The following is a 21,697-nucleotide window of genomic DNA, read 5'->3' as shown; positions in this document are numbered from 1 at the left end:
TCAAAAGTAAGGAAAGGTGATTTAATTAAAGAACTTGTTCCCGACGAGGAGGCAAAATGGGATAATAATAAAAATCTAAAACACTGGTTAAAAAGCTTTAATCAACAACGGTGATTATGTAAAGAAATATCACCTGCGTTTCCGTTATGCATGGGAATGAATAGCCCTTTCTTTACATAACGGAATACTTAACATAACCCTTGCTTTTGGGATCATAAGGCCTGGTGTTGACCAGCGCAATGCCCAGGGTGGCACAGGAAGTATTCAATTGATGAGAACGGAAAATCTTGCCATTATCCGCATAAAGCATGGTGGGCTTACCACAGGTAAGTAAAGCAGATTTAAGGACATGAAGGAGATCTTCATTCTTTTCAGCCAGCATGAACTGAGCCCCGGTAATCCGCCGGGAAGCATCATCGATAAAAGCGATCAGATAGGTTTTGCGCTTTTTACCATTAAGAGTCAGATAGGGGCCGTGGGAAACATCGGTCTGCCACAGGGTGTTGATATCAACATGGGCGAAACGGCGGCGATCCGACGTATCCGCCACTGATGGCTTTAACATCTGATGTTTTTTCAGCAGTCGATACACCGTCGAATAGGAACAGTCGGAGCTGGTGAAGTGGCCTTCATGAATGAGCCACTCATGGAACAACTTCACCGATAAATGGATGTTTTCCGTTCGCAGCGTAAGGAGCAGTTTGGCCGATTCTGCCGGTAGCGCCCGGGATGAACCTTTGTCCGTCCGAACCTTGGGCTTGAGCGCATCAAAACCATGGCGCCGGTACAGCCGATGCCATTCCAGCAGGGTTTTGCGGTTGTAGGTGCGGATGCCATAATGGGGGACATCATGGGTTTTTGCACTGATCTCATCCAGATAAGTCGTGTGCGATGTGACGGTATCCGTCAGTAACGGCGCAATCAGTCCATAGCGAAATAAAGCAATCAATTCTTTGTCTTTTTCAGTCATTGTAAAAAACCTCCGATTTTAAAGTGTTGAGGTTTTAAGGATCCGTAAAACCAGGTAATCAGAGCATAACGGATCAATCGATAAAAGGCAAAGCAAAAGCTCTGTGGGATAAACATTTCTTCAAAAAAACGCGAAAGGATGGTACAATTAAAGTGCCATAAATCCTTTCTTAAAATGATCGTAATATCTTTTGGCGAAGATGTGGGGCTTACCCACCGAGTAGACCATTTCAAGAAGCTTTATGGCTTTTTCATGCCAAAAATCAGGAAAGACGATTAAAGGATCTTCGCAGATGCGAAAATACTCAATCAGCCGGTTCATGCAAAGCAGAAAACGCCGGGAGATAAAGTGCCGATGCTGATGCGCTAAAGTATTGGGTGAAGGAATCATGTTAAAGAAGGCCCAAAGCAGTTCCAGTAGAAATGGAAGGGCCAGCTGAAACCCGGAGTGGCAGAAAGAAGGCAGGATACTCACGGTCTTACCGCAATGAATACAGTAATGGCGTTGTACCGGAATGGAGAAGACATCCTCATGCCAGATTACATGTCGGTGATAGATACCATGAAGATGGAGCCGCCTGCGGGTGAAACAATGAGGGCAGCTGTCAATGCGGACTCTTTCCGTGGTGTGGAATTCGTTGATGTAATCCAGTGGGTGTTCAGAAAAGTGTTCCAGGTGAACCATGGTTGATGCTTCCTTAAAGTGCATAATGATTAATCATTATATCATAGTTGAAAAGCTCGGCTTAGCCGGAATAATTTGATTAAATCCGGACTGTTTTGACACTTATAATTTGACAATTAACAACATAGCTTTGCCACCAGTCTGGTTAGAAACAATGCTCCACTACCAGCGGTTCAGAAACTCATGGGTCACAGTGATCTTAGGGTGACCAGTCGTTACATCCATCAGAATATGGATCAGTTGCAGCAGGCGGTCAATCTCATTTAGAGATTGGCTCCCTGTGATTCTCATTATCGAAAGGAAGAAAAAATGAATCCCATGACAAATGAAATAACAAATGAATCTGCTAATGTGACAACTCCAACCACTATTCATTCAGCTAAAGACTCTGCCAAAGAACCCAAAGAAACGAAAGAAAGCAAAGAACAGATTGAACCCATCTATGATCGACGCGTCAATGCCACCCTGGCCGGTCTGATGGAAGGTAAGACCCGAGAATCCTTGGCCGAAGGATTTAAACTGACCAATTGGCGATCCCTGGATACCTACATGAGACGAAAGGGCTTCACCTGGGATAGTGTCAATCAGACCTATGTGCCAGCCACTACCCGAGTTGACACGATTCTGGAAGAATTAAGTAGCAATACCCCCATTAAAGCCGAAATGATCATCAAACGCTTTGAAGAAATGGGTGATGACAGTGATCCCAGAGCCATTGCCACTGAATTTGGTTTCCGTGATCATCATGAGTTGGGTGAGTATATGGAAAGTAAGCACCTCTTCTGGAATTCTGAAACGAATAACTACGCCGAGATGTTTGGGGATGCCACCAATGATCCCTTGGCAGAAATGGGCGATCTGGACAACAAAACTCTTCCACCAGTTGGAAAGAATCAAACGAAATCAGCCATGGTCACTGAGGGTGGATTAGCCGAACTGGAAGCCTATCTGCCACTCCTTGAGATGCTACTTCAGAACAGAGACCGATTGATCACACTACTGATGCCCCAATCTGATGGGACTGTTCCCAGGTATGCCGTTCCCGGAAACTGCAGCACGCAGAGTGTCTACATGTCCATACTAATGGGGCGATTGATGAAGGAATTCTGTGAAAGTAGAAATCTCAAACAACGGGATGTGGTTGAAGGTGCTCTAATTGAATACTTCAAACGCTACGGTTATCAGCGGGAGGTGGATAAGTTGCTTCAGAAGAAATAGCTAAACCAATCATCAGGAAATGGATCAGAAGAAATGGTTGGGACGAAGTCAATGGGGGTGATCCTGGAAGTATCTCAAGTCATTCCCCTAAACTTCTTCCCTATTTGCCGACGATGGCGTCACACCTGACTATCCAAAGAAAAACGGTCAGCACCGACGGGAGTGACGGCAATTAGAAAAGAAAAAAGATGGGATCTATTGCTCTTGCTAAAAGTAAGTAATGGTGTTAGAATGAAAGTAGGAAAAGTAGGGACTAAGGAGGTAAGTTTAATGGATCTTGCAAAAGTAATGTCAAAAGGCCAAGTGACCATTCCTATCAATATTCGGAAAAAATTGAATCTGAAGGAAGGTGACAAAGTGGTCTTCATCGAGAAAGATGGCTACATGGTAATTGCCAACTCGGCGATGCTTGCTCTCGAACAGGTGCAAAATGCCTTTGAGGGTGAAGCGGAACGATTGGACTTGAAATCTGAAGAAGATGTTGTGAATCTGGTGAAGGAAGTACGGAAAGAACGGTTTGAGGAAAAGAAGGAAAAGAAGCAATGAGAATCATGCTGGACACCAATGTTTTGATTTCTTCCATTATTTTCAAAAGTAAGATCATGAATGAGCTGATTGCAGCGATTCTCAAAGATCATCGACTTGTTCTGTCATCTTTTGTGATTGAAGAACTAAAATCCGTTGTTCAAAGAAAATTTGAAGGAAGAGCCGCTGAGTTGGATCACTTTCTGACCGTTCTGCCCTTCGAATATGTCTACACGCCTGACGAAATGGATGAAGATCTCTTTGAAATTCGGGATGAAATGGACTATCCGGTACTCTATTCAGCCATTGTCGAAGATGTGGATATTCTCATCACCGGGGACAAAGACTTTTCAGACATTGACATTGAGAAACCGGAAATATTGACACCTAATGAATTTTTTGAGAAATATGTTCGAATGAATGTGCACTGACTGAAGAATGGTCCCCAAGAAATATGTTCTCTAATTGCCGTCACTCCCGCCCATGCCGACAATCATTTTGCCGGGATTGACACGACTGTCGGGATTTTTGGAAGAAAAAGGCTGGGGGTGATGGTATCTGAACATCATCTCCAGAATTTTCAGCATCCTCATTCCCACGTCTGAAACCATTGGAAACACTCAACATTTAGAAAAGCAAATGGAATTCTCACCTATTGGAATTCTATTTATTGATTTTCTATTTTTTTTATGTTTACAGGAAACTACCCCCTATTTATTTTCTTTAGAACATCTATTGTGCGAGTTTAAAAATGCCCGAAAGTATTGGAATCAGTGGGTTTCGAGAAAAAGAAAAAGGACAAAAACGATCTCCCTTTGCAGCAATTAACGCTGCGATTGCAGCTTTAGAACTGAAACCAACTGAATTATTAGTTGATAGCGTAACAGCAAAAAATTTAAAACAGATCGAAATTAAATTTAACAAAGCTGTTGATTCAACAACTGCTGGTGATGTAGCAAACTATGAAGTATATGACAACGGGTCAACTACAAAAGTAGCGGGTGTGTATTTAACAGAATTAAGTTCTGACAGCAAAACTGTTTTATTAACACTTGTAAATGATGCAACTACAAAATTAACTAATCTAAGCACAGCAAAAGTAGTTGTAAAAAAAGCTGTTAAAGATGCTGATGGTGTTGCTCTTGCAGCTGATTATACAAACGATGCAGTAGCTGTCTCAGACGTTACACGACCTACAATTGCTGGCGTAACACAAACTGGACCAAACAAAATTAAAGTTGCATTTAGTGAGCCAGTAATTGACGCTTCTACAGGGAATCTTACTGTTGATGCAGGTGACATGGGGACGTTTCAATTGTCACATAAAATAAAAATGTCGGTTTTGTTGTGCACATTGTTAGTTGAAAAAGTCTGAGCGATCTGACTGAAAAATTTTGTAGTAGTTGCAGTGGCTTTGTGCTTTTGTCTGTTTCCAATGAATTGAGCTAGTTTAAGATCATCTAAACTCACTTAAGAATCTGAATTCTCCGACCAGTCTACAAACCCACAAATATTTTCTCCCCAAATTGCCGACAGTGCTGACAGTCGTGACAGGAGCGTTCCGGACTTCAGTGCCAGTCGATCTGATGTCAGAGCCAATCAATCCGGACGATGGAGCCACTGGTTTCGGTGTCAGAATTGAAATGTCAGTTGTCACCATTGTCGGGACTGTCGGGAAAAACGGATTAAAAGTAAGTGGTAATCAAAAGTTCTTGTTGAAATGAAAAAATAGTTGCTTGTACGTACAATACGTGTTACTATAATTGTGTAAGGAGGTTGGAATGAAAGACAAAGACTTACTCAAATTACTTGAGAAAAATGGATGGGTCGAAGAACGAATCAAAGGGAGCCATCATGTCATGAAAAAAGATGGTAAAACTGAGATCATCCCTGTTCATTGAAAAGACGTCCCAACTGGCTTACTAAAAACAATTCTCAAAAGGACAGGGCTGAAATAGCCTTGTCCCCAATACCAAGGAGGTAATTAAAATGTTAAGTGCATACCCAGCGATTTTTTACAAAGAAGATGGTACCTATTGGGTAGAGTTTCCAGACCTTCCTGGTTGCCAGACTGTTGGCGAAAGTATTGGCGAAGTGATGGAAGAAGCCCAGGAAGCTTTAGGGTTGTATCTGGCATCATTAATCGAAGATGAAGAAGAGATTAATCCGGCTTCTGATATTAAAAGTATCGTTGCTGAAGATGATTCATTCACAAGTCTCGTCGCCTGTGATCTGACTCAATATGTAAGATCTGCTAAAGCTGTGAAAAAGACCTTAACCATCCCCGATTGGCTCAATAACATGGCTGAAAAGAACAGCATTAATTTTTCTCAAACACTACAAAAAGCACTTATGGAAAAACTGCACATTGCATAGATGTTCAAGCTATTTAAAATGACTTTTTAAGCTATTTCTTACAGATTCCCCCAAAAATTGTCCGGATTTCCCCACAATCATCGGTCACTGAATCAAACCCCTATCTTTGGTGACATGGGGACGTTTCTATTGTCACATTAATAAAAATGTGATAGAATGTAGTGGAGAAGAATAAGAAGTGAGGTAAAAAATGGCGAGGCAGGCAAGAATAAAAAGTATGACAGGTATTTATCATGTGATGTTAAAGGGGATAGACAGCCGCAACATATTTATGGATGACGAGGACAAAATGTACTTTATGGAAAACCTGAAACGAGCAAAGGAAAGGGGAGAATTTAAACTTTATGCTTATTGTTTGATGGATAATCATGTCCACTTGCTCCTAAAGGAAGGCGAAGAGGTAGGCGTAAGCATTAAACGTATAACAGTTGGCTACGTAAGATTTCATAACCAAAAGTATGGAAGAGAGGGCCATTTATTTCAAAACCGATATAGTAGTGAAGCAGTGGAAGATGAACGTTATTTATTGACAGTTCTGCGTTATATTCATAATAATCCATTAAAGGCACATATGGTAACATCACAGTCTGAGTATAAATGGAGTAGCTATCAAAACTATCTTAACGCATATCATGGGATAACAGAATATGTTGATGCTGATTTAATGCAAAGCTATTTTAAACACGTTTCTGATTTCGAAAAGTTCTCGTGTGAGGTTAATCAGGATGATTGTCTTGATGCGAGTACTTTTGTAAAATATACTGACGACGGGATCAAGGCGATGGTTAAAGAGAATCAGCGATATTCCAGAATAATGAGCTTAAACAAGACAGAAAGAAATGAATGTATCCGGATAATATACAAGGAAACGGGTTGCAGCATTCGGCAATTGAGTAGGGTGCTGGGAATCGGAAAACGAATAATTGAAAACGCGATAAAAGAACAATAAGTGAGAATTTTATGGGTTCGCTAAAAATAAAATGAGGTGAGATTATGGAAGTCAAGGAGTATATTGAAACAATAGCAGATTGGCAGAACTGGAAAAAATTTTTAATGGGTCATTCAAAAGAAGAACTTGCTGAATTAATAATCAACAGAATGTCAAGAGATTCAAGCTATTGTAGAGAAACATATCACAAGTTAGTGAAACGATCATTATCAGTCAAAGAGACGATTCGCATTCTTCGGGTCTCGGGTCGTTTTTTTTAATTTTTTGAAGTGGTTGGAAAATCTGGAGAAATCTGTCAGGAAAAGTTTTCGCTGGCGGTTCCGGTTTGCAGCTTTTGTCTGTTTCCAATCAGTTGCGCCGGTTTCTGCCCAGCCAAACTCACTGAAGAATTAGAATTCTCCAACCAGTCTATTTTTTTCTCCAAATTGCCGTCAGTGCCGACAGTTGTGTCAGGCGAATTTAAGTTGTGATCGTTCCGGAATGCAGTGCCACCCGATCTGACGACAGAGCCACCAAATCCGGACAGGAGTGCCAGTCGATCCGATGTCAGAGCCACCCAATTCGGACATGGTACCAATAGTTTCGGTGTCAGATTCCAATGATAGTTGTCACCATTGTCGGGACTGTCGGGAAAAAAGGATCAAACTAATGTGGCCATAACTGATTTTTCAGAAAATCGTTCCGGATTTCCCCACAATCATCGGTTTCCTGAATAAAACCAACACTTCAAATACATATTATTACTTTGATGGTTGTGTCGAAAAATAGAAATAACCAAAATATGTTGCAATTTTATAACTTAAAAGTTATAATTAAGTCATGATTGAAAGGTAATAAACGTGTATGTACAAAATAGAATTTTATTGTGACAAAAATGGTAAAGAGCCAGTGTTGCAGTATTTAGAAGAATTAGCAAGCAAAAATGACAAGGATAGCCGGATTAAACTGAATAAAATCAGAGACTACATGAAGATACTAAAAGAACATGGAACAAGAGCTGGTGAGCCTTATGTCAAACACATAGAGGGTGAAATTTGGGAATTAAGACCATTAAGGGATCGCATTTTATTTATTGGTTGGGATGGAAATTGCTTTATTCTCCTACATTATTTCATGAAGAAGACACAGAAAACACCTAAACGAGAAATTGAACAAGCGAAACGGAATATGAAAGATTTTGTTGAAAGGAGTATTGAAAATGAGTAAAACAAAAGAAAGTCCCATTGGATCAAGCTGGGATGAATTTGAGAAAAGAACATTCACCCCGGAAGAAATAATGGAATCTGATTTGAGAGTAGCATTAATAAGCGAATTAATTCGCGCCAGAAATGATCAGGGAATCACTCAAAAGCAGTTGGAAGAAGCCAGTGGTGTTAAGCAACCCGTCATTGCCCGAATGGAAAAAGGCACAACTGATCCCCAATTAATGACCATTTTAAAAATACTAAGACCACTTGGCAAAACTCTGGCCATTGTGCCAATTGAAGAAAAACACCCTCGAAACATTCATTTGAGAACATTTAAAAAAGGCAGCACATTCAGGCAAAAACCCATGAGATAAGTAGATTTAGTGAGATTCTGAATCAACCCAACACTTCAAATAAATATTATAATCATGAGAGATCATTGGCTTAAGCAGTCAATGGTCTTATTTTATTTTTTTGGAGGATATCAGCATGGCAACATTTGAAGAAAAAATCATTGAGGAATTAAAAATGGCACTGGAATATCAGGAACCAACCGAAGACTATGCGCAATGGCTGATGGGTATTAGTCTGCCCAGTGTGATTGAGCGGAAAAATGATCAGCTGGTAATCACTGCAAGAGTTGTAGTCAAAACCAGTGATTCCGACTATGTGGATGGAATGGACGTTTCCTTTTCCCTGGAACCGATCATTGATTCTAACTACTATCAGAACAGCCCCGACTACCATGGTGGCAGTATTGAAGACAGTCAACCCTGGCTTAAAAAACATGGCAAAGTGATTCTGGAACAGATGGACAATCCCTTTGTAGCTGCAGTAGGAGATTTAGAAGCAGTGTTTGTGGATGAATTAAAGCAGCTATAAAATAATTCTGATGAAAGTGGGTGTTCCAAATAACCATGACCATTGAAAAAATTGAATTCCCCAGACGAGAAACCAAACAAAACAAGACTAAGAAAAGTCTGACAATTGATTCAGAGGATGAACCGGTGGTGTCTGTCGAAGAAATTAATCCAGGTATTGCGCCATTAGAAGCTGAAAAGTCATTGGTACCAGAGCAACCATTGGAACCAGACAAGTCATTAGCATCAACAATCACTAAAAACAACGATGTCCCAAACGATCACTTAAAAACAACCGATGAAAAACCAACAGCAGCACCAATTGTCATCGACGAAACCATTTCTTCAATTCAAACCGCTTTTGAGAACCACCTGATCGAAGACGGCAAGGGATCTGCTGACGATGAGTCTTAAAGTGGTCGGTAAGGGTGGTAAATATCGGGAAGTCCCATTAAAACCGGAAGTGGCTGAAATCATTAAAACCTACATGGAAAGTGATCGCAAGGACAGTCCCTATGCCAAAAGTAGCTATCTGTTAATCACCCAGCGATCCGGCAAGATGGATACCGATACCGTTAATAAGGTCATGAAGAAATTGGGAAAGAGCTTAAACATGACCATTTTTCCCCATAAGTTCAGGCATACATTTTGCACCCGGTTGATTAAAAAAGGTGTGGATCTGACTACGGTTGCCAAGTTAGCCGGTCATGCCAGTATTCAAAGGTCTATGTCGATGAGATCACCCTCAACCACCTTGAAAATTACCTTGCCTATCGCCGGGATCAGGGGGATCAACCCATCACCCGCAACAAAAGTCAGTCAGTCTTCCGGTCTTTCTTCGGCTTTCTGGTGCGCCGGGAGATGGTTGACCGGGATGTCACCCTCAATCTTGAAGCCATCCAGTTTCAGCAGAAAGAACGGGTCTATCTGAGTCAGGAAGAAATGACACAGCTGATTGCTGCCATTGATCATGATATTGTGCGCTATGCCGTGATTGTCATGGTCAATACCGGTCTTCGAGTCAGTGAATTGTGTCATCTGCTCATGACCGATGTGGATTTAAAAAATCGGGTGATCCGAGTCCGTCAGGGCAAAGGCAACAAAGATCGCAGCATTCCCATCAGTGACCGGCTGCTGATTGAGCTCCATACCTATCTTGAAAAATATCGACCGCTGATGGAAACCACCCGTTTCTTTGCCACCTCAAAAACCGGTACCTTATCCCGACAGACCATTAATCATGAACTGGAAAACACCACCAGAAAACTGGGCTGGGACAAGCATGTGACGGCACATATTCTAAGACACAGCTTTGCCACAGCACTGGTTCAGAACAATGCACCGCTTCCCGCTGTGCAGAAACTGATGGGACACAGTGATCTGCGGGTGACCAGTCTTTATATTCATCAGAACATGGCTCAGCTGCAGCAGGCAGTCAATCTCATTTAGAGATTGGCGGTTTGTGATTCAAGGGATTAAAAACGAAAGGAAAAAATGAAAATGAACGAAGAAAAGAAACTGGAAGAAAAGAAACTAGAAGAAAAGAAACCAATTGAACCGATTTATGATCGACGAGTCAATGCCACTCTGGCTGGTCTGATGGAGGGTAAGTCCCGGGAATCATTAGCTGAAGGTTTAATCTGACCAACTGGCGATCCCTGGATACCTACATGAGACGAAAGGGCTTCACCTGGGACAGTACCAATCAGACCTATATTCCGGCGGTGACCAGTGCCGATAGTATTCTTGAGGAACTTGATAGTGGGGCACCCTTCAAGGCTGAAATGATCATCAAACGTTTTGAAGAAATGGGTGATGAGGCCGATCCCAGAGCCATTGCCCGATCCTTTGATTTCAGTGATCATCGGGAGCTGGGCGAGTATATGGAAAGTCGCAACCTCTTCTGGGATTCTGACAAGAAAAACTATGCCCTGAGGGTTGATCATTCCGGGGATGACAAACCGGAAGAAATGGCCAATCTGACAGCCGTTGTTTTTCAGCCAACGGATGAGCAAAAAGAAAGCCTGAAAAGTCTGGAACCCTACCTGCCGATTTTGAATCTGCTGCTTCAAAACAAGGATCGGCTGGTGACCCTACTGATGCCTCAATCCGGTGGTGCTCTTCCACGGTATGCGGTTCCAGGGAAATCTGTGACACAGAGTATCTATATGTCAGAAGCCCTGACACGGCTGATGAAAGAATACTGCGACAGCCGGAATCTCAAACAGCGGGATGTCATTGACGTCGCTTTGATTGAATTCTTCAAACGCTATGGCTATCAACGGGAAGTTGACAAGCTGCTGGGCAAGTGCTGAGAAATAGATTGATGATTCCACCCTTTTGTCCTGTTTTTGTCGTCAGTGGTGTCAGTATCGACAATTTTCTGACCTGACTGACGGTTCTGACGATCGTTTTGGAGGAAAAAGGTGGCGAGTAGATTTTCCAGATTCAGTTTTAATAGCATTTTAAAGGGAAATCGATTATAATGATACTAATATCGAAGAAGGTGAACGAATGAACGAGACTGAGAAAAAAGTACAGAATCCGCATGACAAGTTTTTCAAGGATACATTCTCGAATCCACTGGTGGTTAGAGATTTTATTGAGAACTACCTGCCGGAATCTATTTTAAAATTAGTTGATCTGAATGAACTTGAAATTCAGAACAGCAGTCATGTCGATGAGGAACTTAACGAGGTGTTTTCAGACATGCTGTTCCGGACGAAAATCAATCAGAAAGACGGGTATCTTTATTTTCTGTTTGAACACAAGAGTTATCCGGACAGAATGGTTGCCCTGCAGTTATTGACTTATATGGTTCGTATCTGGAATGAAAAAGTTAACAGGAAAACGGATACCCATATTGCAGTGATTATCCCGATAGTGATTTGTCATGGGGAAACAAAATGGAAAATCGGATCGATGTTTAGTGATCTGATTCTGAATTTTGACACATTGCCGGAAGAAATCGGACAAATGATACCGAATTTTAACTACCAGCTTTATGATTTATCACAGTTTTCGGATGAAGATATTAGGGGAAACGCAGAACTGATCATTGCCCTTTCAGTTGCCAGGGATATTTTCAAGAAAAGTGGTGAGGAATTTCTCGAAACGATTTTCAAAGCCGCCAGAGCTCTGGCGGAGCTGGATGAAAAGAAAACGGGCATTCAGTATTTTGAAACATGTATGCGCTATATTCTGACATCTGGTCCAAAGCTCACAAAGGAGCAATTGACGACTGTTATTAAACAATTGGCAGTAACCTACAAGGAAGGAAGTGAAGTAACCATGACATTGGCTGAAGTATTAAGAGAAGAAGGGAAAAAAGAAGGAATTGAAGAAGGAAAAAAAGAACTGGCGATTGGTCTCGCAATTAATCGATTGACTAAGAGATTCGGAATAATGCCTTCAGAGTATCGGGAAAAAATCAATACGCTTGATCTAAATTCTCTGGAAATGTTGAATTACGAAATTGATGATTTTAATAGTCTTGATGATGTCAGGAAGTTCCTTGGCTTCTGATTTTTAATTTTTTGATTCTAATGAAAAGAGTGACGGTGGATGACTGGCACAAATCACTGAGTGCCTGAGCACCACTCTTTTGTCCCGTTTTTATCGTCAGGGGTGACACGGGGACGTTTCTATTGTCACACTAGTTGAAAAAGTCTGAGCGATCTGACTGAAAAATTTTGTAGTAGTTGCAGTGGCTTTTAGCTTTTGTCTGTTTCCAATGAGTTGAGCTAGTTTGGGATCATCCAAACTCACTTAAGAATCTGAATTCTCCAGCCAGCTATCTTTATTGTCCCTAAATTGCCGTCAGTGCCGACAGTCGTGTCAGGTCAGTTGTTGTAGATCGTTCCGGACTCCAGTGCCAGTCGATCTGACGACAGAGTCACCCAATCCGGACGAAAGTGCCAATGTTTTCGGTGTCAGAATTGCAATCTCAGTTGTCACCATTGTCGGGACTGTCGGGAAAAACGAATCAAACTAATGTGATCATCACCGCTTCCCCAGAAAAACGTTCCAGATTTCCCCACAATCATCGGTTCCCTGAATCAAACTCCCATCTTAAATAGATATTATAATTTTGAAGATCATTGGCTTAAGTAGTCAATGGTCTTTAATACATTTTTGGAGGAAATCAGTATGAAACTAATGAATGAGACGATGATTCCATTGAGATGTCATTGCTATTCAAGGATTGAGGTGATAAAATAAAGAAAAGAAAAACATGTTTAAAGGTATCACCTTCATTGTAATAAGTTACTGGTTATGTTCGTGTGTTTTCGATTCGAAAAAGAAATGAAAAAATAGTAGTGAACGTGAAAGGACAATAAAAATGCCGACAATTAGTATGTTTTATGGAATTATCATTCGGATGTTTTGTGCTCCAGAAGAGCATAATCCGCCACATTTTCATGCGTATTATGGAGAATACAAAGCCATTATTGACATTAAAACTTGTGAATTAAAAGAAGGCAATTTGCCAAAGAAACAGCTTAAGCTTGTTTTAGCATGGGCTGAGCTAAGACAGGAAGAACTACTTGCAGATTGGATGCTGGCAATGAATAGTGAGCTTCCATACAAAATTGATCCATTAAAATAGGAGGTCGAATAATGTATTTAGCAGTTATTGATGTAGAACCTTTAAATGATTATAAGTTACTCTTAACTTTTGAAAATGGTGAAAAGAGAATATTCGATGTCAGTCCATATTTGGATAAGGGTATTTTTCAAGAATTAAAGAACGAGGAAAAATTCAGGACTGTACGTGTTAGTTTTGATAGTATTGAATGGTGCAATCAAGCGGATTTAGATCCAGAGTTTTTATTCGAAAAGAGCAAAGTTTGCTAGGGTGTGTCTGAAAACTAATTCTTTATAATCGCCACGATGTGTTTTAGAATAAAGCAAAAACGACGGGAGAAGTATGATGCCATCAAAACGCTATGAAATTACAGATGAACAATGGGAACAGATCAAAAATTTATTTCCCAAAGCCAAAACGGGTCGTCCGCCTAAAGATAATCGGTTAATCTTCAATGCAATTTTATGGATTGCACGAAGTGGTGCTGCGTGGCGAGATCTTCCCGAACGTTTTGGTTCGTGGAAAACGGTCTACAGCCGTTTCTGTAAATGGCGTGATGACGAAACACTGGCAACTATTTTTTATGCCTTAAATGCCGATGCAGATTTCGAAAATCTCAGCATTGATTCAACCATTGTAAAAGCGCATCAGCATAGTGCCGGTGCTAAAAAGGGGCTGTAAATGCAGAAGTGAATCAATACATCGGAAAAAGTCGGGGCGGTAACACGACTAAAATTCATGCAGTCGTTGACGCCCTGGGAAATCCGATTTACTTTGAACTTTCTGGTGGTCAAGTTAACGACAATACTGTCGCGATTGATCTATTATCAAATATTGATATAAAAAGCGCCAATATCCTGGGCGATAAAGCTTACGGAACTAAAGATATTAGAACTTACATCACTTCACAAGAAGCTGTCTATACAATTCCGCCAAAGTCAAATACTAAAGAACCATGGGATTGTGACTGGTGGCTTTATAAAGAACGTCATCTGGCTTTTATCAAAATAATAAGAATTTCGACTTTTCAGACACACCCTAAGAAAATTTAAAGACTTTGAATTGGAAATAGTGCATGAGAAAATTGACTGCTTTTTAGAAATGGAAGAACTTAGAAAATTTTTCGGTTTTTGCAAAGAAGACGTAAGGAATGAAGAGGAAAACTAAATGAATTTTGTAAAGGAATGATAATGTTTATCAGCATATAGGAGAAGAGGATGAAAGAGCGTATAAAAAAAGGTTTAGGTTTATTCATTATTATGATGATGCTCAGCTGCATAATGCCAATCGGGGTCTTGGCAGAAGAAATTTCCGTAAAAGGGGCAGAAATTGATCTTGGTGTTGAAGATGTTAACATTCAGACCAGTGCTACCGAAGGCGATTTTGAGTATGTAGCAGTTGAAGGGGGAGTTTCAATCACATTGTATACCGGAAATGGAGGAAATGTAATAATCCCCGATACGCTGGGTACTAGTAAAGTTGTGGCCATTGGTGAATTTGCGTTTTTCAAGTGTTCTAAATTAGCCAGCATTGAGATCAGCAACAACGTCACTTCTATTGGTACAGCTGCGTTTGGTTATTGCAGTGGATTGTCAAGTATCACGATCCCGGACAGCGTCACTTACATTGGCAATGTAGCATTTCAGGATTGTAGTGGATTAACGAGCATTGAAATCCCGGACAGTGTAACAACCATTGGTGATGGGGCATTTTTGAATTGCGGTGCTTTAACCAATATCGAGATCCCACCAAATATAACAACGATTGGTGCACATACATTTTACAACTGCAGCGGTTTAACCAGCATCACGATTCCGGATCGGGTGACGTCTATTGCGGATTGGGCATTTGCATCATGCGGCGGATTAACCAGCATCAGCATCCCGGACAGCGTAGCATCCATTGGTGAATATGCACTAGTACTTTGCAACAAATTAACCAGCATCCAGGTCGATGAAAATAATTTAACCTATTCAAGTGTGGATGGGGTTCTATTTAATAAAACCGGTACCACATTGGTCAAGTGCCCTCCGGGCTTAACCAGGATCTTGATTCCGGAGGGCGTGACGGCTATTGGTTATGGTGCCTTTGATCACTGCGGCGGTTTAACGGACATTAGGCTTCCCGATAGTGTAACGAGCATTGGCGACTATGCATTTTATGGATGTTATGAGTTAACCGGTATCCATATTCCAGATGGGGTGACAACTCTTGGGGATAAGGCATTCTATCTTTGCGGCCAACTAACTGGTGTCAATATTCCTGATAGCGTGACAAAAATTGGTGAGTATACATTTTATGGGTGCAGTAGATTAACCAGTCTCGATATTCCAGCAAAAGTCGAGACTATCGGCCCGAATGCTTTTGATAGCTGCGCAAATCTGGCCAATGTTACGCTACGTGCCAATAAAACGGATTTTGGTGATGCTGCCTTTGCGGGAAGTCCACAGGTTACTATTTATGGCATTCCCGGGTCTGATTCTGAGAAGTATGCCAAGGCCAATAACATTCCTTTTGTTGCACTTAATGGAGGATTGACAGGATTTGTGGGACAGGATCCGGCTGGGAATTGCTATTTTTACAACAAGACTGATTTTAATAACGCCTACCTGGCCTATCAGATAAACCCAAGCGTATCTCAAGCAAAAATGTATCTGCATTACTTGAATCAGCAATGTCGAATTGTAGCGCTCGAAGATATCAGTAAGGGTTATATGGATTACAGTGCGGCAGCGGCAGCTTCACTTTTGGCCCAAATGCGAGGCGAAACCTTCGATATTAATGCTTATTTTAGTCGAAGTGATGCCATACTTTATCAAGAAGCAGTGAACCACGTTGGTATTGTCGATTTAAGTGGAAATGTGAGTTACTAAAACCGAATGCATAACAAATTAGAGTCGGGGTTTAATCTCCGACTCTAATTTGTGTACACAATTTTTTAGACTTCTTACTAAAATCGCATCTCGTCAAAATATTATTTTATAAAGCATCAAGATGGAGTATAATGGTGAAGAAAATAAAAATTTGGCTAAACTCGGAGTCATGAATGGTAAAAACAACCGATGAATTTAAAGGAGAAAAGTAAGTTGGAACTACAGATAACGATCGTTGATGATTGGAAAAAGTATTATTTAGAGAGTAATCAAGGGAAAGCATTGGAGATACAAAACGAGTCAGATTTTTGCAAAGACAGTTTGGCAAAGGGCGAAAATAATAAAAAATCAGCAGGCGGTTTTTTTCATCAACAATTGACTTTGCTGATTAGAGTCGAAGAAACCATCCGGGAGAACATACAATTGTTTATTGAAGGGTTGGAAGAAGAGGGGATGCTTATTCCTGGTGATTTTGTTTTTAAGCTGCTGATAAAAAATGATCGCTGGTTTATTGCCGAAAAAAACAGTCAGATTGTTTTTGAAGTTGACCACTGATTTTTGGCATACGACTTGCCACAGTTTGAATAGGTGGCAGAAGCCGCTGTTTTAAATCAAAACCGCTTGAAGCAGGCAGAACGGCCTTGTAATTTTAGCTTGGATCATATATAATTTTGATAGTGAATACGTTTAATATGGTTGGGTCTATCAAGCGTGCAAAAAAAGTGGATTGCGAGGATACAATGGAAAAACAGGTAAAAAAATTTACGGCTTTATTAAGCTTGGTTCTAGTCCTGCTGGTGTTTTCTCCCGGAAGTATCTGGGCAGAGGAGAAAACTGATTTGTCGGCACCTCTCAATCCGGCATTTGTTGAGTACGTGAAGGAATTAAACACGGAAACAATCACTGGCCAATCGGCAACTGGCAACCTGCGGGGACACATTCCGATACCTGTTGACCGCTATCTGGGCGATAGCGATCAACTGACAACGTCAGAAGTTCTGCCAGCAGCCTATGATCTGCGATCAACAGGCCGGGTTACGGCGGTCAGAGATCAGAACCCCTATGGCAGTTGCTGGGCTTTTGCTTCAATTGCCTCGTTGGAATCATACCTGAAGGCAACGCAATCAACCGATCTCTCGGAAAATAATCTTATGCTTAATCACGGCTTTGACTGGGGTCCTGATGATGGTGGCAATGAAGGCATGGCAATTGCCTACCTGACCCGTTGGAGTGGTCCGATCAGTGAAAGTGATGATCCTTACGGATCAGCTCAAAAATCAGGGCTGTCACCGGTATATCATGTTCAGGAAGCAGAACATCTGCCCAATTCTCCTTCAGTTATCAAACAGGCCCTGATGGATGGTGGGGCCCTGGACACATCAATTTGTTCTGCGGCGATGGACAGTGATTATTATTTTAACAGTGAGACCTCGGCCCTTTATTATGATGGATCTGCCCGGGTCGATCACGATGTGGCTATTGTCGGCTGGGATGATCACTATGACCGGAGCAATTTTAATAATCAACCTCCGGGAGATGGTGCCTGGATCATTAAAAACAGTTGGGGAAGCAATTGGGGTGATGGCGGATATTTTTATCTGTCATACTATGATACCTATGCCGGCAATAATATTACGGCGTTTCACAATGCTGAAGCCACGAACAACTACAACCGGATTTATCAGTATGACCCACTGGGGCAAATCTCTGCCAGAGGTTATGGCAGCAATGTGGCCTGGGGAGCCAATATTTTTACAGCCTCAGACAATGAGGTGTTGACAGCTATCAGCACCCATACCTTAAGTCCCGATGCCAGCATACAGATTAATGTCTATACCAATGTCAGCCCCGATGAGCCGGAAAGTGGTGAGCTCAAAGCGACAAAAACCGTTACGGTGCCCTGGAATGGCTACCATACAATTAGTCTTGATGATGCCGTTCCGTTAACTGCCGGTCAACGCTTTTCGATTGTGATCAAGTATACAACCCCCGGCTATTCTTACCCGATACCGGTTGAAGAAGCCTTGTTTAATTACAGCAGTGAGGCGACTGCCAATGCGGGTCAAAGTTTTATTACTTCTGATGGTGGCTATTTATGGAAGGATATCTCCCGCTCGGATTATGTGAATGTTTGTATCAAGGGGTTTACCGAGGCAGTGTCTTCATCGGTTCTTAACAGCATTGCCATCACCACGCCAGCCAATAAACTAAGCTATCAGGTGGGGGAAGCCCTCGATCTTTCCGGGTTGGTCGTCACCGGCACCTACAGTGATGGTAGCAGCAAGGTGGAAACCGTCACGGCTGCCAATGTTACTGGTTTTAACAGTGCTACTGCGACCAGCAGTCAGTTACTGACGATTAATGTGGGTGGCAAAACCACGACCTTTATCGTCCAGATTGTTGGTTCGTCGGAACCGGGTGTGGGTGTCTTTACCGGTTTTCTGGGACAAGACCCTTACGGGAATTACTTCTTTTATAACAAAACGGATTTCAACAATTCCTATCTGGCTTACCAGATCAATTCAGGGATGCCATCAGCGAAGATGTACAAGCACTATTTGAACAATGGATGTCGGATTGTGGCCCTGAAGGATTTGAACAAGGGATATATGGATTATGGAGCCGCCGCATCGGCCAGTCTGCTGGCGCAGTTGCGGGGCGAAAGCTTTGATATTAATGCTTACTTTGGTCGCAGTGATGCCAGTCTCTATGCCGATACAGTCAGCAGTGTCGGAACTGTGGATGTCAATGGAGTGGTCACTTACTAGCGGATTGACGAGCTGGTTATTTTAGATCTTAATTGAGTTTTACAGCTAAAAATGGGTAAACAAATACAAACAATGGCTAGAAAGGTAAGCGGTGTTTGATGTTTATCCATTTTTTATTTTAAGATCGGGACGATCAGATTTTGAAAGGAGTTAAAGAAAAAATGAAGCGCTGGGCAAGTTTGGAAAAGCCAATGAGAACCAAAAACGATGAAAGATGGTTCTATCAGAAGCAGGGGTTTGTCAAGAGTGTGATAACTGGTTTTATGGTATTGGCAGTTTTGTTTGTGTCTTTCGGGAGCGTATCGGCTGAGGAGACTCCGGCGATCTCTGATTCAGAGCAGTTTATCCGTTGGCATTCGACAGCCTTCGGAACCGGTTGGTACCTAAATAATTATGTTCAAAGCGTGATTCAGGCCGAAGATGGTTCTTATGTTTCAGTGGGATTTACCTCCCCTTATCAGAATAACAGCATAGCTCAGCATGCCTATATGACCAAGTTCAATCAAAATGGCTCAATTGCCTGGGATACGGTTTTTGGTGGTGGGGCCGACGGTCAGGGAACCGCATCTCCCAATACCAATTACCGCTTTTTGAAAGTAATCCAGCTGGCCAACGGTGATTTTTTAGGAATTGGCCAAACGGATGACAATCTCGGTATGGCGGTAAACGGTTATCAGAATATATTTGCTGTACGTGTCAGTAATGAAGGCAATGTTATCTGGCAGAAAGCCTATGGTGTCCAGGACCGTGAGACCAATGTCAACGCCTGGGGTGCCGCTGAAAATGTTGATGGTTCGATTGTTGTCTGGGGCAGCTACTGGAACCGCTATAATGATTATGACCGCGGTTATCATATCCTGGTTGAGCTTAATCTGAGTGGTGATGGCAATCTGAATCAGACAAACCTGATTACCGACGACTTTGGTAACGATTCAACCATCGATGCGACTGATCATGATATGAAAAAAACGGCCGACGGCGGTTATCTGGCCTACCAGAATATCTGCACTTCCGGGGCCCTCTGGACTGACACCCTTGTTAAACTCAATGCCTCCGGTCAACGGGAGTGGGGTCTGGCTCTGATCCCCAAAGAATCATCAACTGGATACGGTTCATCACGTGTTCAAAACTCAAGTATCTGCGTGCTGCCCGATGGTTACCTGATTGCCGGGATCACGACTGTGGCTGCTGATGGCGGCTTGTCAAATGCTCCGATTGTTTATAAACTTGATTTGGCCGGGAATGTCCAGTGGACAAAGGTTTATCAGCATTTGACTCTCAATAATCAAGCCACGGATATCTTTGCCTGTCAGACCGCCGACAACAATGTCATCCTGTCAATTGTCAATGGTTATTCAACTACCGACTTCACTGCCTTTAAAGTGGCAAGTTCGGACGGGTCAATCCAATGGGCTAAGTCTTATGGGAATACGACCGGCTTTGAACGGGGCTATGGTGGTAACGCTTTTATCACGATCAAGGAAAATAGTGTCGGCCAATTGCTTGGGGTCGGGAATGGTTTTATTACCAAATTTTCTGGCGATGGCAGCGTTGCCTTTGTGACAGAAAAATTCACCACTCAGGTTCGTGACAGTTTCAATATTATCGATATCGAGGCGAACGCCTTTACCGATGCCGGAGCCATGATGAAGTTCACCTTTAGTGGCACCATGTCACAAAAGGATCTTTCCTTACTGACCGGACTGACTGCTCAGGACAGCAGTGCTGTCGGGGAACCGGCAACCTTGCAAAGCATCGCCATCACCACCCCGGCCAGTAAGCTGCAGTATCAGGTCGGTGAAGCCCTCGATCTTTCTGGTCTGGTGGTTACCGGAACCTACAGCAATGGCACCAGTAAGGTGGAAACCATCACTGCTGACAATATCAGTGGTTTTGACAGCTCGGCAGCAGCCATCAATCAGGTGTTGACCATTACTGTGGGCGACAAGACCACTACCTTTACGGTGCAGATTGTAGGATCTTCCGAACCAGGGGTCGGAGTTTTTACCGGCTTCCTGGGACAGGATCCTTATGGCAGTTACTTCCTTTATAATAAGGAAGATTTCAACAACTCCTTTCTGGCTTACCAAATCAACCCAAGTCTGCCATCAGCGAAGATGTACAAGCATTATCTGAATAATGGTTGCCAGATTGTGGCTCTTAAAGATCTGAACAAGGGTTATATGGATTATAGTGCCGCCGCCTCGGCCTGCCTGCTGGCGCAGATGCGGGGGGAAAGCTTTGATATTAATTCCTATTTTGGCCGCAGCGATGCAAAACTCTATGACGAAGCAGTCAGTAATGTGGGCATTGTTGATCAGTATGGCAATGTGACGTATTAACGTCTATTTAAAAAAGGTTTGCTAAATAACAAGATCTTTAAGCCGGGGTAACCCGGCTTTACTTATATCCAGGGCATTTGGTTGCGTTTATAGATGAATTAGAGATTATAATTAAAAATAACTTAAGAAAATTTAATCTTTGCCGATAATAAAATAAGTCGTGTGATTATATCATGACTGATCTGAAAAACATTCTTTAGAGTATATAGTCCGTCATAACAGGAGGTGGTGATCTGTTGCCCGATTGTTACGGCAGTGATCGCAACGAAATAACGAAGCTTGAGCAGTTTCTCAGGGGGCAAAAATCCGGCATCCTGATTGATTGTCTGAAATTTAGCTTTAAGCTGAATAATTAGC

The 21,697-nt window shown here is 42.1% G+C and carries 27 protein-coding genes and 2 pseudogenes; 26 read left to right on the top strand and 3 right to left on the bottom strand.

Annotated elements, in window-relative coordinates; all coding sequences use genetic code 11:
* Window positions 1-187 precede the first annotated feature (187 nt).
* A pseudogene (locus tag BI182_RS13300) lies at window positions 188-970 on the bottom strand (DDE-type integrase/transposase/recombinase); the annotation flags it as partial.
* Window positions 971-1,117: 147 nt separating this feature from the next.
* Complete coding sequence (locus BI182_RS13295) at window positions 1,118-1,654, bottom strand: transposase (protein WP_148636578.1); 537 nt, start codon at window positions 1,652-1,654, stop codon at window positions 1,118-1,120.
* 135 nt (window positions 1,655-1,789) lie between these two features.
* Here BI182_RS13295 and BI182_RS13290 point away from each other — a divergent pair.
* The 4 genes and pseudogenes from BI182_RS13290 to BI182_RS13275 form a co-directional block, all read left to right on the top strand.
* A pseudogene (locus tag BI182_RS13290) lies at window positions 1,790-1,921 on the top strand (tyrosine-type recombinase/integrase); the annotation flags it as partial.
* A gap of 42 nt (window positions 1,922-1,963) precedes the next feature.
* On the top strand, window positions 1,964-2,872 hold the full coding sequence (locus BI182_RS13285; protein ID WP_286808556.1) for a hypothetical protein: 909 nt from the start codon (window positions 1,964-1,966) through the stop codon (window positions 2,870-2,872).
* Window positions 2,873-3,142: 270 nt separating this feature from the next.
* On the top strand, window positions 3,143-3,418 hold the full coding sequence (locus BI182_RS13280; protein ID WP_286808554.1) for an AbrB/MazE/SpoVT family DNA-binding domain-containing protein: 276 nt from the start codon (window positions 3,143-3,145) through the stop codon (window positions 3,416-3,418).
* Window positions 3,415-3,828, top strand: a complete 414-nt coding sequence (locus BI182_RS13275) for a putative toxin-antitoxin system toxin component, PIN family (RefSeq protein WP_286808553.1) — start codon at window positions 3,415-3,417, stop codon at window positions 3,826-3,828. The genes BI182_RS13280 and BI182_RS13275 overlap by 4 nt, the downstream gene beginning before the upstream one ends.
* Before the next feature lie 30 nt (window positions 3,829-3,858).
* Here BI182_RS13275 and BI182_RS13270 read toward each other — a convergent pair whose 3' ends face one another.
* Entirely contained in the window at window positions 3,859-3,984 is a 126-nt protein-coding gene (locus tag BI182_RS13270) for a hypothetical protein (RefSeq protein ID WP_286808552.1), read from the bottom strand.
* 164 nt (window positions 3,985-4,148) lie between these two features.
* On the opposite strand from BI182_RS13270, the gene BI182_RS13265 reads away from it, so the two are divergent.
* The 22 genes from BI182_RS13265 (at window position 4,149) to BI182_RS13165 (ending at window position 21,340) form a co-directional block, all read left to right on the top strand.
* A complete protein-coding gene (locus BI182_RS13265; protein ID WP_286808551.1) occupies window positions 4,149-4,772 on the top strand; it encodes an Ig-like domain-containing protein in 624 nt (207 codons plus the stop codon).
* A gap of 406 nt (window positions 4,773-5,178) precedes the next feature.
* Complete coding sequence (locus BI182_RS13260; RefSeq protein ID WP_286808549.1) at window positions 5,179-5,298, top strand: type II toxin-antitoxin system HicA family toxin; 120 nt, start codon at window positions 5,179-5,181, stop codon at window positions 5,296-5,298.
* Between the two features lie 88 nt (window positions 5,299-5,386).
* Window positions 5,387-5,773 (top strand): type II toxin-antitoxin system HicB family antitoxin, encoded by a 387-nt coding sequence (locus BI182_RS13255; RefSeq protein WP_286808547.1) that lies wholly within the window; start codon window positions 5,387-5,389, stop codon window positions 5,771-5,773.
* A gap of 190 nt (window positions 5,774-5,963) precedes the next feature.
* Complete coding sequence (locus BI182_RS13250; RefSeq protein ID WP_286808545.1) at window positions 5,964-6,722, top strand: transposase; 759 nt, start codon at window positions 5,964-5,966, stop codon at window positions 6,720-6,722.
* A gap of 44 nt (window positions 6,723-6,766) precedes the next feature.
* The gene (locus BI182_RS13245; RefSeq protein WP_286808543.1) at window positions 6,767-6,982 is read left to right on the top strand and encodes a hypothetical protein; all 216 of its coding nucleotides are present in this window, start codon (window positions 6,767-6,769) and stop codon (window positions 6,980-6,982) included.
* A 583-nt stretch (window positions 6,983-7,565) separates the two neighbouring features.
* Window positions 7,566-7,928 (top strand): type II toxin-antitoxin system RelE/ParE family toxin, encoded by a 363-nt coding sequence (locus BI182_RS13240; RefSeq protein WP_286808541.1) that lies wholly within the window; start codon window positions 7,566-7,568, stop codon window positions 7,926-7,928.
* Window positions 7,921-8,283 (top strand): helix-turn-helix domain-containing protein, encoded by a 363-nt coding sequence (locus tag BI182_RS13235; protein ID WP_353744775.1) that lies wholly within the window; start codon window positions 7,921-7,923, stop codon window positions 8,281-8,283. Before BI182_RS13240 ends, BI182_RS13235 begins: the two co-directional genes overlap by 8 nt.
* A gap of 115 nt (window positions 8,284-8,398) precedes the next feature.
* Entirely contained in the window at window positions 8,399-8,791 is a 393-nt protein-coding gene (locus tag BI182_RS13230) for a hypothetical protein (RefSeq protein WP_286808539.1), read from the top strand.
* 35 nt (window positions 8,792-8,826) lie between these two features.
* Window positions 8,827-9,183, top strand: a complete 357-nt coding sequence (locus BI182_RS13225; protein ID WP_286808537.1) for a hypothetical protein — start codon at window positions 8,827-8,829, stop codon at window positions 9,181-9,183.
* Complete coding sequence (locus BI182_RS13220) at window positions 9,173-9,700, top strand: tyrosine-type recombinase/integrase (protein WP_286808536.1); 528 nt, start codon at window positions 9,173-9,175, stop codon at window positions 9,698-9,700. The genes BI182_RS13225 and BI182_RS13220 overlap by 11 nt, the downstream gene beginning before the upstream one ends.
* Window positions 9,631-10,218 (top strand): tyrosine-type recombinase/integrase, encoded by a 588-nt coding sequence (locus BI182_RS13215; protein ID WP_286808535.1) that lies wholly within the window; start codon window positions 9,631-9,633, stop codon window positions 10,216-10,218. Before BI182_RS13220 ends, BI182_RS13215 begins: the two co-directional genes overlap by 70 nt.
* A gap of 51 nt (window positions 10,219-10,269) precedes the next feature.
* Window positions 10,270-10,413, top strand: a complete 144-nt coding sequence (locus tag BI182_RS13210) for a hypothetical protein (RefSeq protein WP_286808534.1) — start codon at window positions 10,270-10,272, stop codon at window positions 10,411-10,413.
* Between the two features lie 26 nt (window positions 10,414-10,439).
* Complete coding sequence (locus tag BI182_RS13205) at window positions 10,440-11,084, top strand: hypothetical protein (RefSeq protein WP_286808532.1); 645 nt, start codon at window positions 10,440-10,442, stop codon at window positions 11,082-11,084.
* Window positions 11,085-11,283: 199 nt separating this feature from the next.
* Window positions 11,284-12,294 carry an Rpn family recombination-promoting nuclease/putative transposase gene (locus BI182_RS13200; protein WP_286808530.1) on the top strand — a complete coding sequence of 337 codons (1,011 nt, stop codon included), beginning with the start codon at window positions 11,284-11,286 and terminating at the stop codon, window positions 12,292-12,294.
* 817 nt (window positions 12,295-13,111) lie between these two features.
* Complete coding sequence (locus tag BI182_RS13195) at window positions 13,112-13,378, top strand: DUF4160 domain-containing protein (protein WP_148637377.1); 267 nt, start codon at window positions 13,112-13,114, stop codon at window positions 13,376-13,378.
* Window positions 13,379-13,389: 11 nt separating this feature from the next.
* Window positions 13,390-13,626: a DUF2442 domain-containing protein gene (locus BI182_RS13190; protein WP_286808527.1), complete on the top strand. Its 237-nt coding sequence runs from the start codon at window positions 13,390-13,392 to the stop codon at window positions 13,624-13,626.
* Window positions 13,627-13,699: 73 nt separating this feature from the next.
* Window positions 13,700-14,038, top strand: coding sequence for an IS5 family transposase (locus tag BI182_RS17350; RefSeq protein WP_502691644.1), 339 nt, complete (start codon window positions 13,700-13,702; stop codon window positions 14,036-14,038).
* 8 nt (window positions 14,039-14,046) lie between these two features.
* Window positions 14,047-14,409, top strand: coding sequence for a transposase (locus BI182_RS17345; protein ID WP_502691643.1), 363 nt, complete (start codon window positions 14,047-14,049; stop codon window positions 14,407-14,409).
* A 165-nt stretch (window positions 14,410-14,574) separates the two neighbouring features.
* Window positions 14,575-16,230 carry a leucine-rich repeat domain-containing protein gene (locus BI182_RS13180; RefSeq protein ID WP_286808526.1) on the top strand — a complete coding sequence of 552 codons (1,656 nt, stop codon included), beginning with the start codon at window positions 14,575-14,577 and terminating at the stop codon, window positions 16,228-16,230.
* A 213-nt stretch (window positions 16,231-16,443) separates the two neighbouring features.
* A complete protein-coding gene (locus tag BI182_RS13175; RefSeq protein ID WP_286808525.1) occupies window positions 16,444-16,785 on the top strand; it encodes a hypothetical protein in 342 nt (113 codons plus the stop codon).
* 185 nt (window positions 16,786-16,970) lie between these two features.
* A complete protein-coding gene (locus tag BI182_RS13170) occupies window positions 16,971-18,998 on the top strand; it encodes a C1 family peptidase (protein ID WP_286808523.1) in 2,028 nt (675 codons plus the stop codon).
* Window positions 18,999-19,189: 191 nt separating this feature from the next.
* On the top strand, window positions 19,190-21,340 hold the full coding sequence (locus BI182_RS13165) for a bacterial Ig-like domain-containing protein (protein WP_286808521.1): 2,151 nt from the start codon (window positions 19,190-19,192) through the stop codon (window positions 21,338-21,340).
* Window positions 21,341-21,697: the final 357 nt, after the last annotated feature.

This window comes from Acetobacterium sp. MES1 (genome assembly GCF_002237635.1).
Taxonomy (GTDB): domain Bacteria; phylum Bacillota; class Clostridia; order Eubacteriales; family Eubacteriaceae; genus Acetobacterium; species Acetobacterium wieringae.
The sequence above is the reverse complement of the archived record's forward strand: the minus strand, read 5'-3'. Positions and strand labels throughout refer to the sequence as shown.

Coding starts and splice junctions, on each gene's coding strand:
- BI182_RS13295 (WP_148636578.1), bottom strand. CDS start 1,654: ATGGTTCACCTGGAACACTTTTCTGAACACCCACTGGATTACATCAAC.
- BI182_RS13285 (WP_286808556.1), top strand. CDS start 1,964: ATGAATCCCATGACAAATGAAATAACAAATGAATCTGCTAATGTGACA.
- BI182_RS13280 (WP_286808554.1), top strand. CDS start 3,143: ATGGATCTTGCAAAAGTAATGTCAAAAGGCCAAGTGACCATTCCTATC.
- BI182_RS13275 (WP_286808553.1), top strand. CDS start 3,415: ATGAGAATCATGCTGGACACCAATGTTTTGATTTCTTCCATTATTTTC.
- BI182_RS13270 (WP_286808552.1), bottom strand. CDS start 3,984: ATGCTGAAAATTCTGGAGATGATGTTCAGATACCATCACCCCCAGCCT.
- BI182_RS13265 (WP_286808551.1), top strand. CDS start 4,149: ATGCCCGAAAGTATTGGAATCAGTGGGTTTCGAGAAAAAGAAAAAGGA.
- BI182_RS13260 (WP_286808549.1), top strand. CDS start 5,179: ATGAAAGACAAAGACTTACTCAAATTACTTGAGAAAAATGGATGGGTC.
- BI182_RS13255 (WP_286808547.1), top strand. CDS start 5,387: ATGTTAAGTGCATACCCAGCGATTTTTTACAAAGAAGATGGTACCTAT.
- BI182_RS13250 (WP_286808545.1), top strand. CDS start 5,964: ATGGCGAGGCAGGCAAGAATAAAAAGTATGACAGGTATTTATCATGTG.
- BI182_RS13245 (WP_286808543.1), top strand. CDS start 6,767: ATGGAAGTCAAGGAGTATATTGAAACAATAGCAGATTGGCAGAACTGG.
- BI182_RS13240 (WP_286808541.1), top strand. CDS start 7,566: ATGTACAAAATAGAATTTTATTGTGACAAAAATGGTAAAGAGCCAGTG.
- BI182_RS13235 (WP_353744775.1), top strand. CDS start 7,921: ATGAGTAAAACAAAAGAAAGTCCCATTGGATCAAGCTGGGATGAATTT.
- BI182_RS13230 (WP_286808539.1), top strand. CDS start 8,399: ATGGCAACATTTGAAGAAAAAATCATTGAGGAATTAAAAATGGCACTG.
- BI182_RS13225 (WP_286808537.1), top strand. CDS start 8,827: ATGACCATTGAAAAAATTGAATTCCCCAGACGAGAAACCAAACAAAAC.
- BI182_RS13220 (WP_286808536.1), top strand. CDS start 9,173: ATGAGTCTTAAAGTGGTCGGTAAGGGTGGTAAATATCGGGAAGTCCCA.
- BI182_RS13215 (WP_286808535.1), top strand. CDS start 9,631: ATGGTTGACCGGGATGTCACCCTCAATCTTGAAGCCATCCAGTTTCAG.
- BI182_RS13210 (WP_286808534.1), top strand. CDS start 10,270: ATGAACGAAGAAAAGAAACTGGAAGAAAAGAAACTAGAAGAAAAGAAA.
- BI182_RS13205 (WP_286808532.1), top strand. CDS start 10,440: ATGAGACGAAAGGGCTTCACCTGGGACAGTACCAATCAGACCTATATT.
- BI182_RS13200 (WP_286808530.1), top strand. CDS start 11,284: ATGAACGAGACTGAGAAAAAAGTACAGAATCCGCATGACAAGTTTTTC.
- BI182_RS13195 (WP_148637377.1), top strand. CDS start 13,112: ATGCCGACAATTAGTATGTTTTATGGAATTATCATTCGGATGTTTTGT.
- BI182_RS13190 (WP_286808527.1), top strand. CDS start 13,390: ATGTATTTAGCAGTTATTGATGTAGAACCTTTAAATGATTATAAGTTA.
- BI182_RS17350 (WP_502691644.1), top strand. CDS start 13,700: ATGATGCCATCAAAACGCTATGAAATTACAGATGAACAATGGGAACAG.
- BI182_RS13180 (WP_286808526.1), top strand. CDS start 14,575: ATGAAAGAGCGTATAAAAAAAGGTTTAGGTTTATTCATTATTATGATG.
- BI182_RS13170 (WP_286808523.1), top strand. CDS start 16,971: ATGGAAAAACAGGTAAAAAAATTTACGGCTTTATTAAGCTTGGTTCTA.
- BI182_RS13165 (WP_286808521.1), top strand. CDS start 19,190: ATGAGAACCAAAAACGATGAAAGATGGTTCTATCAGAAGCAGGGGTTT.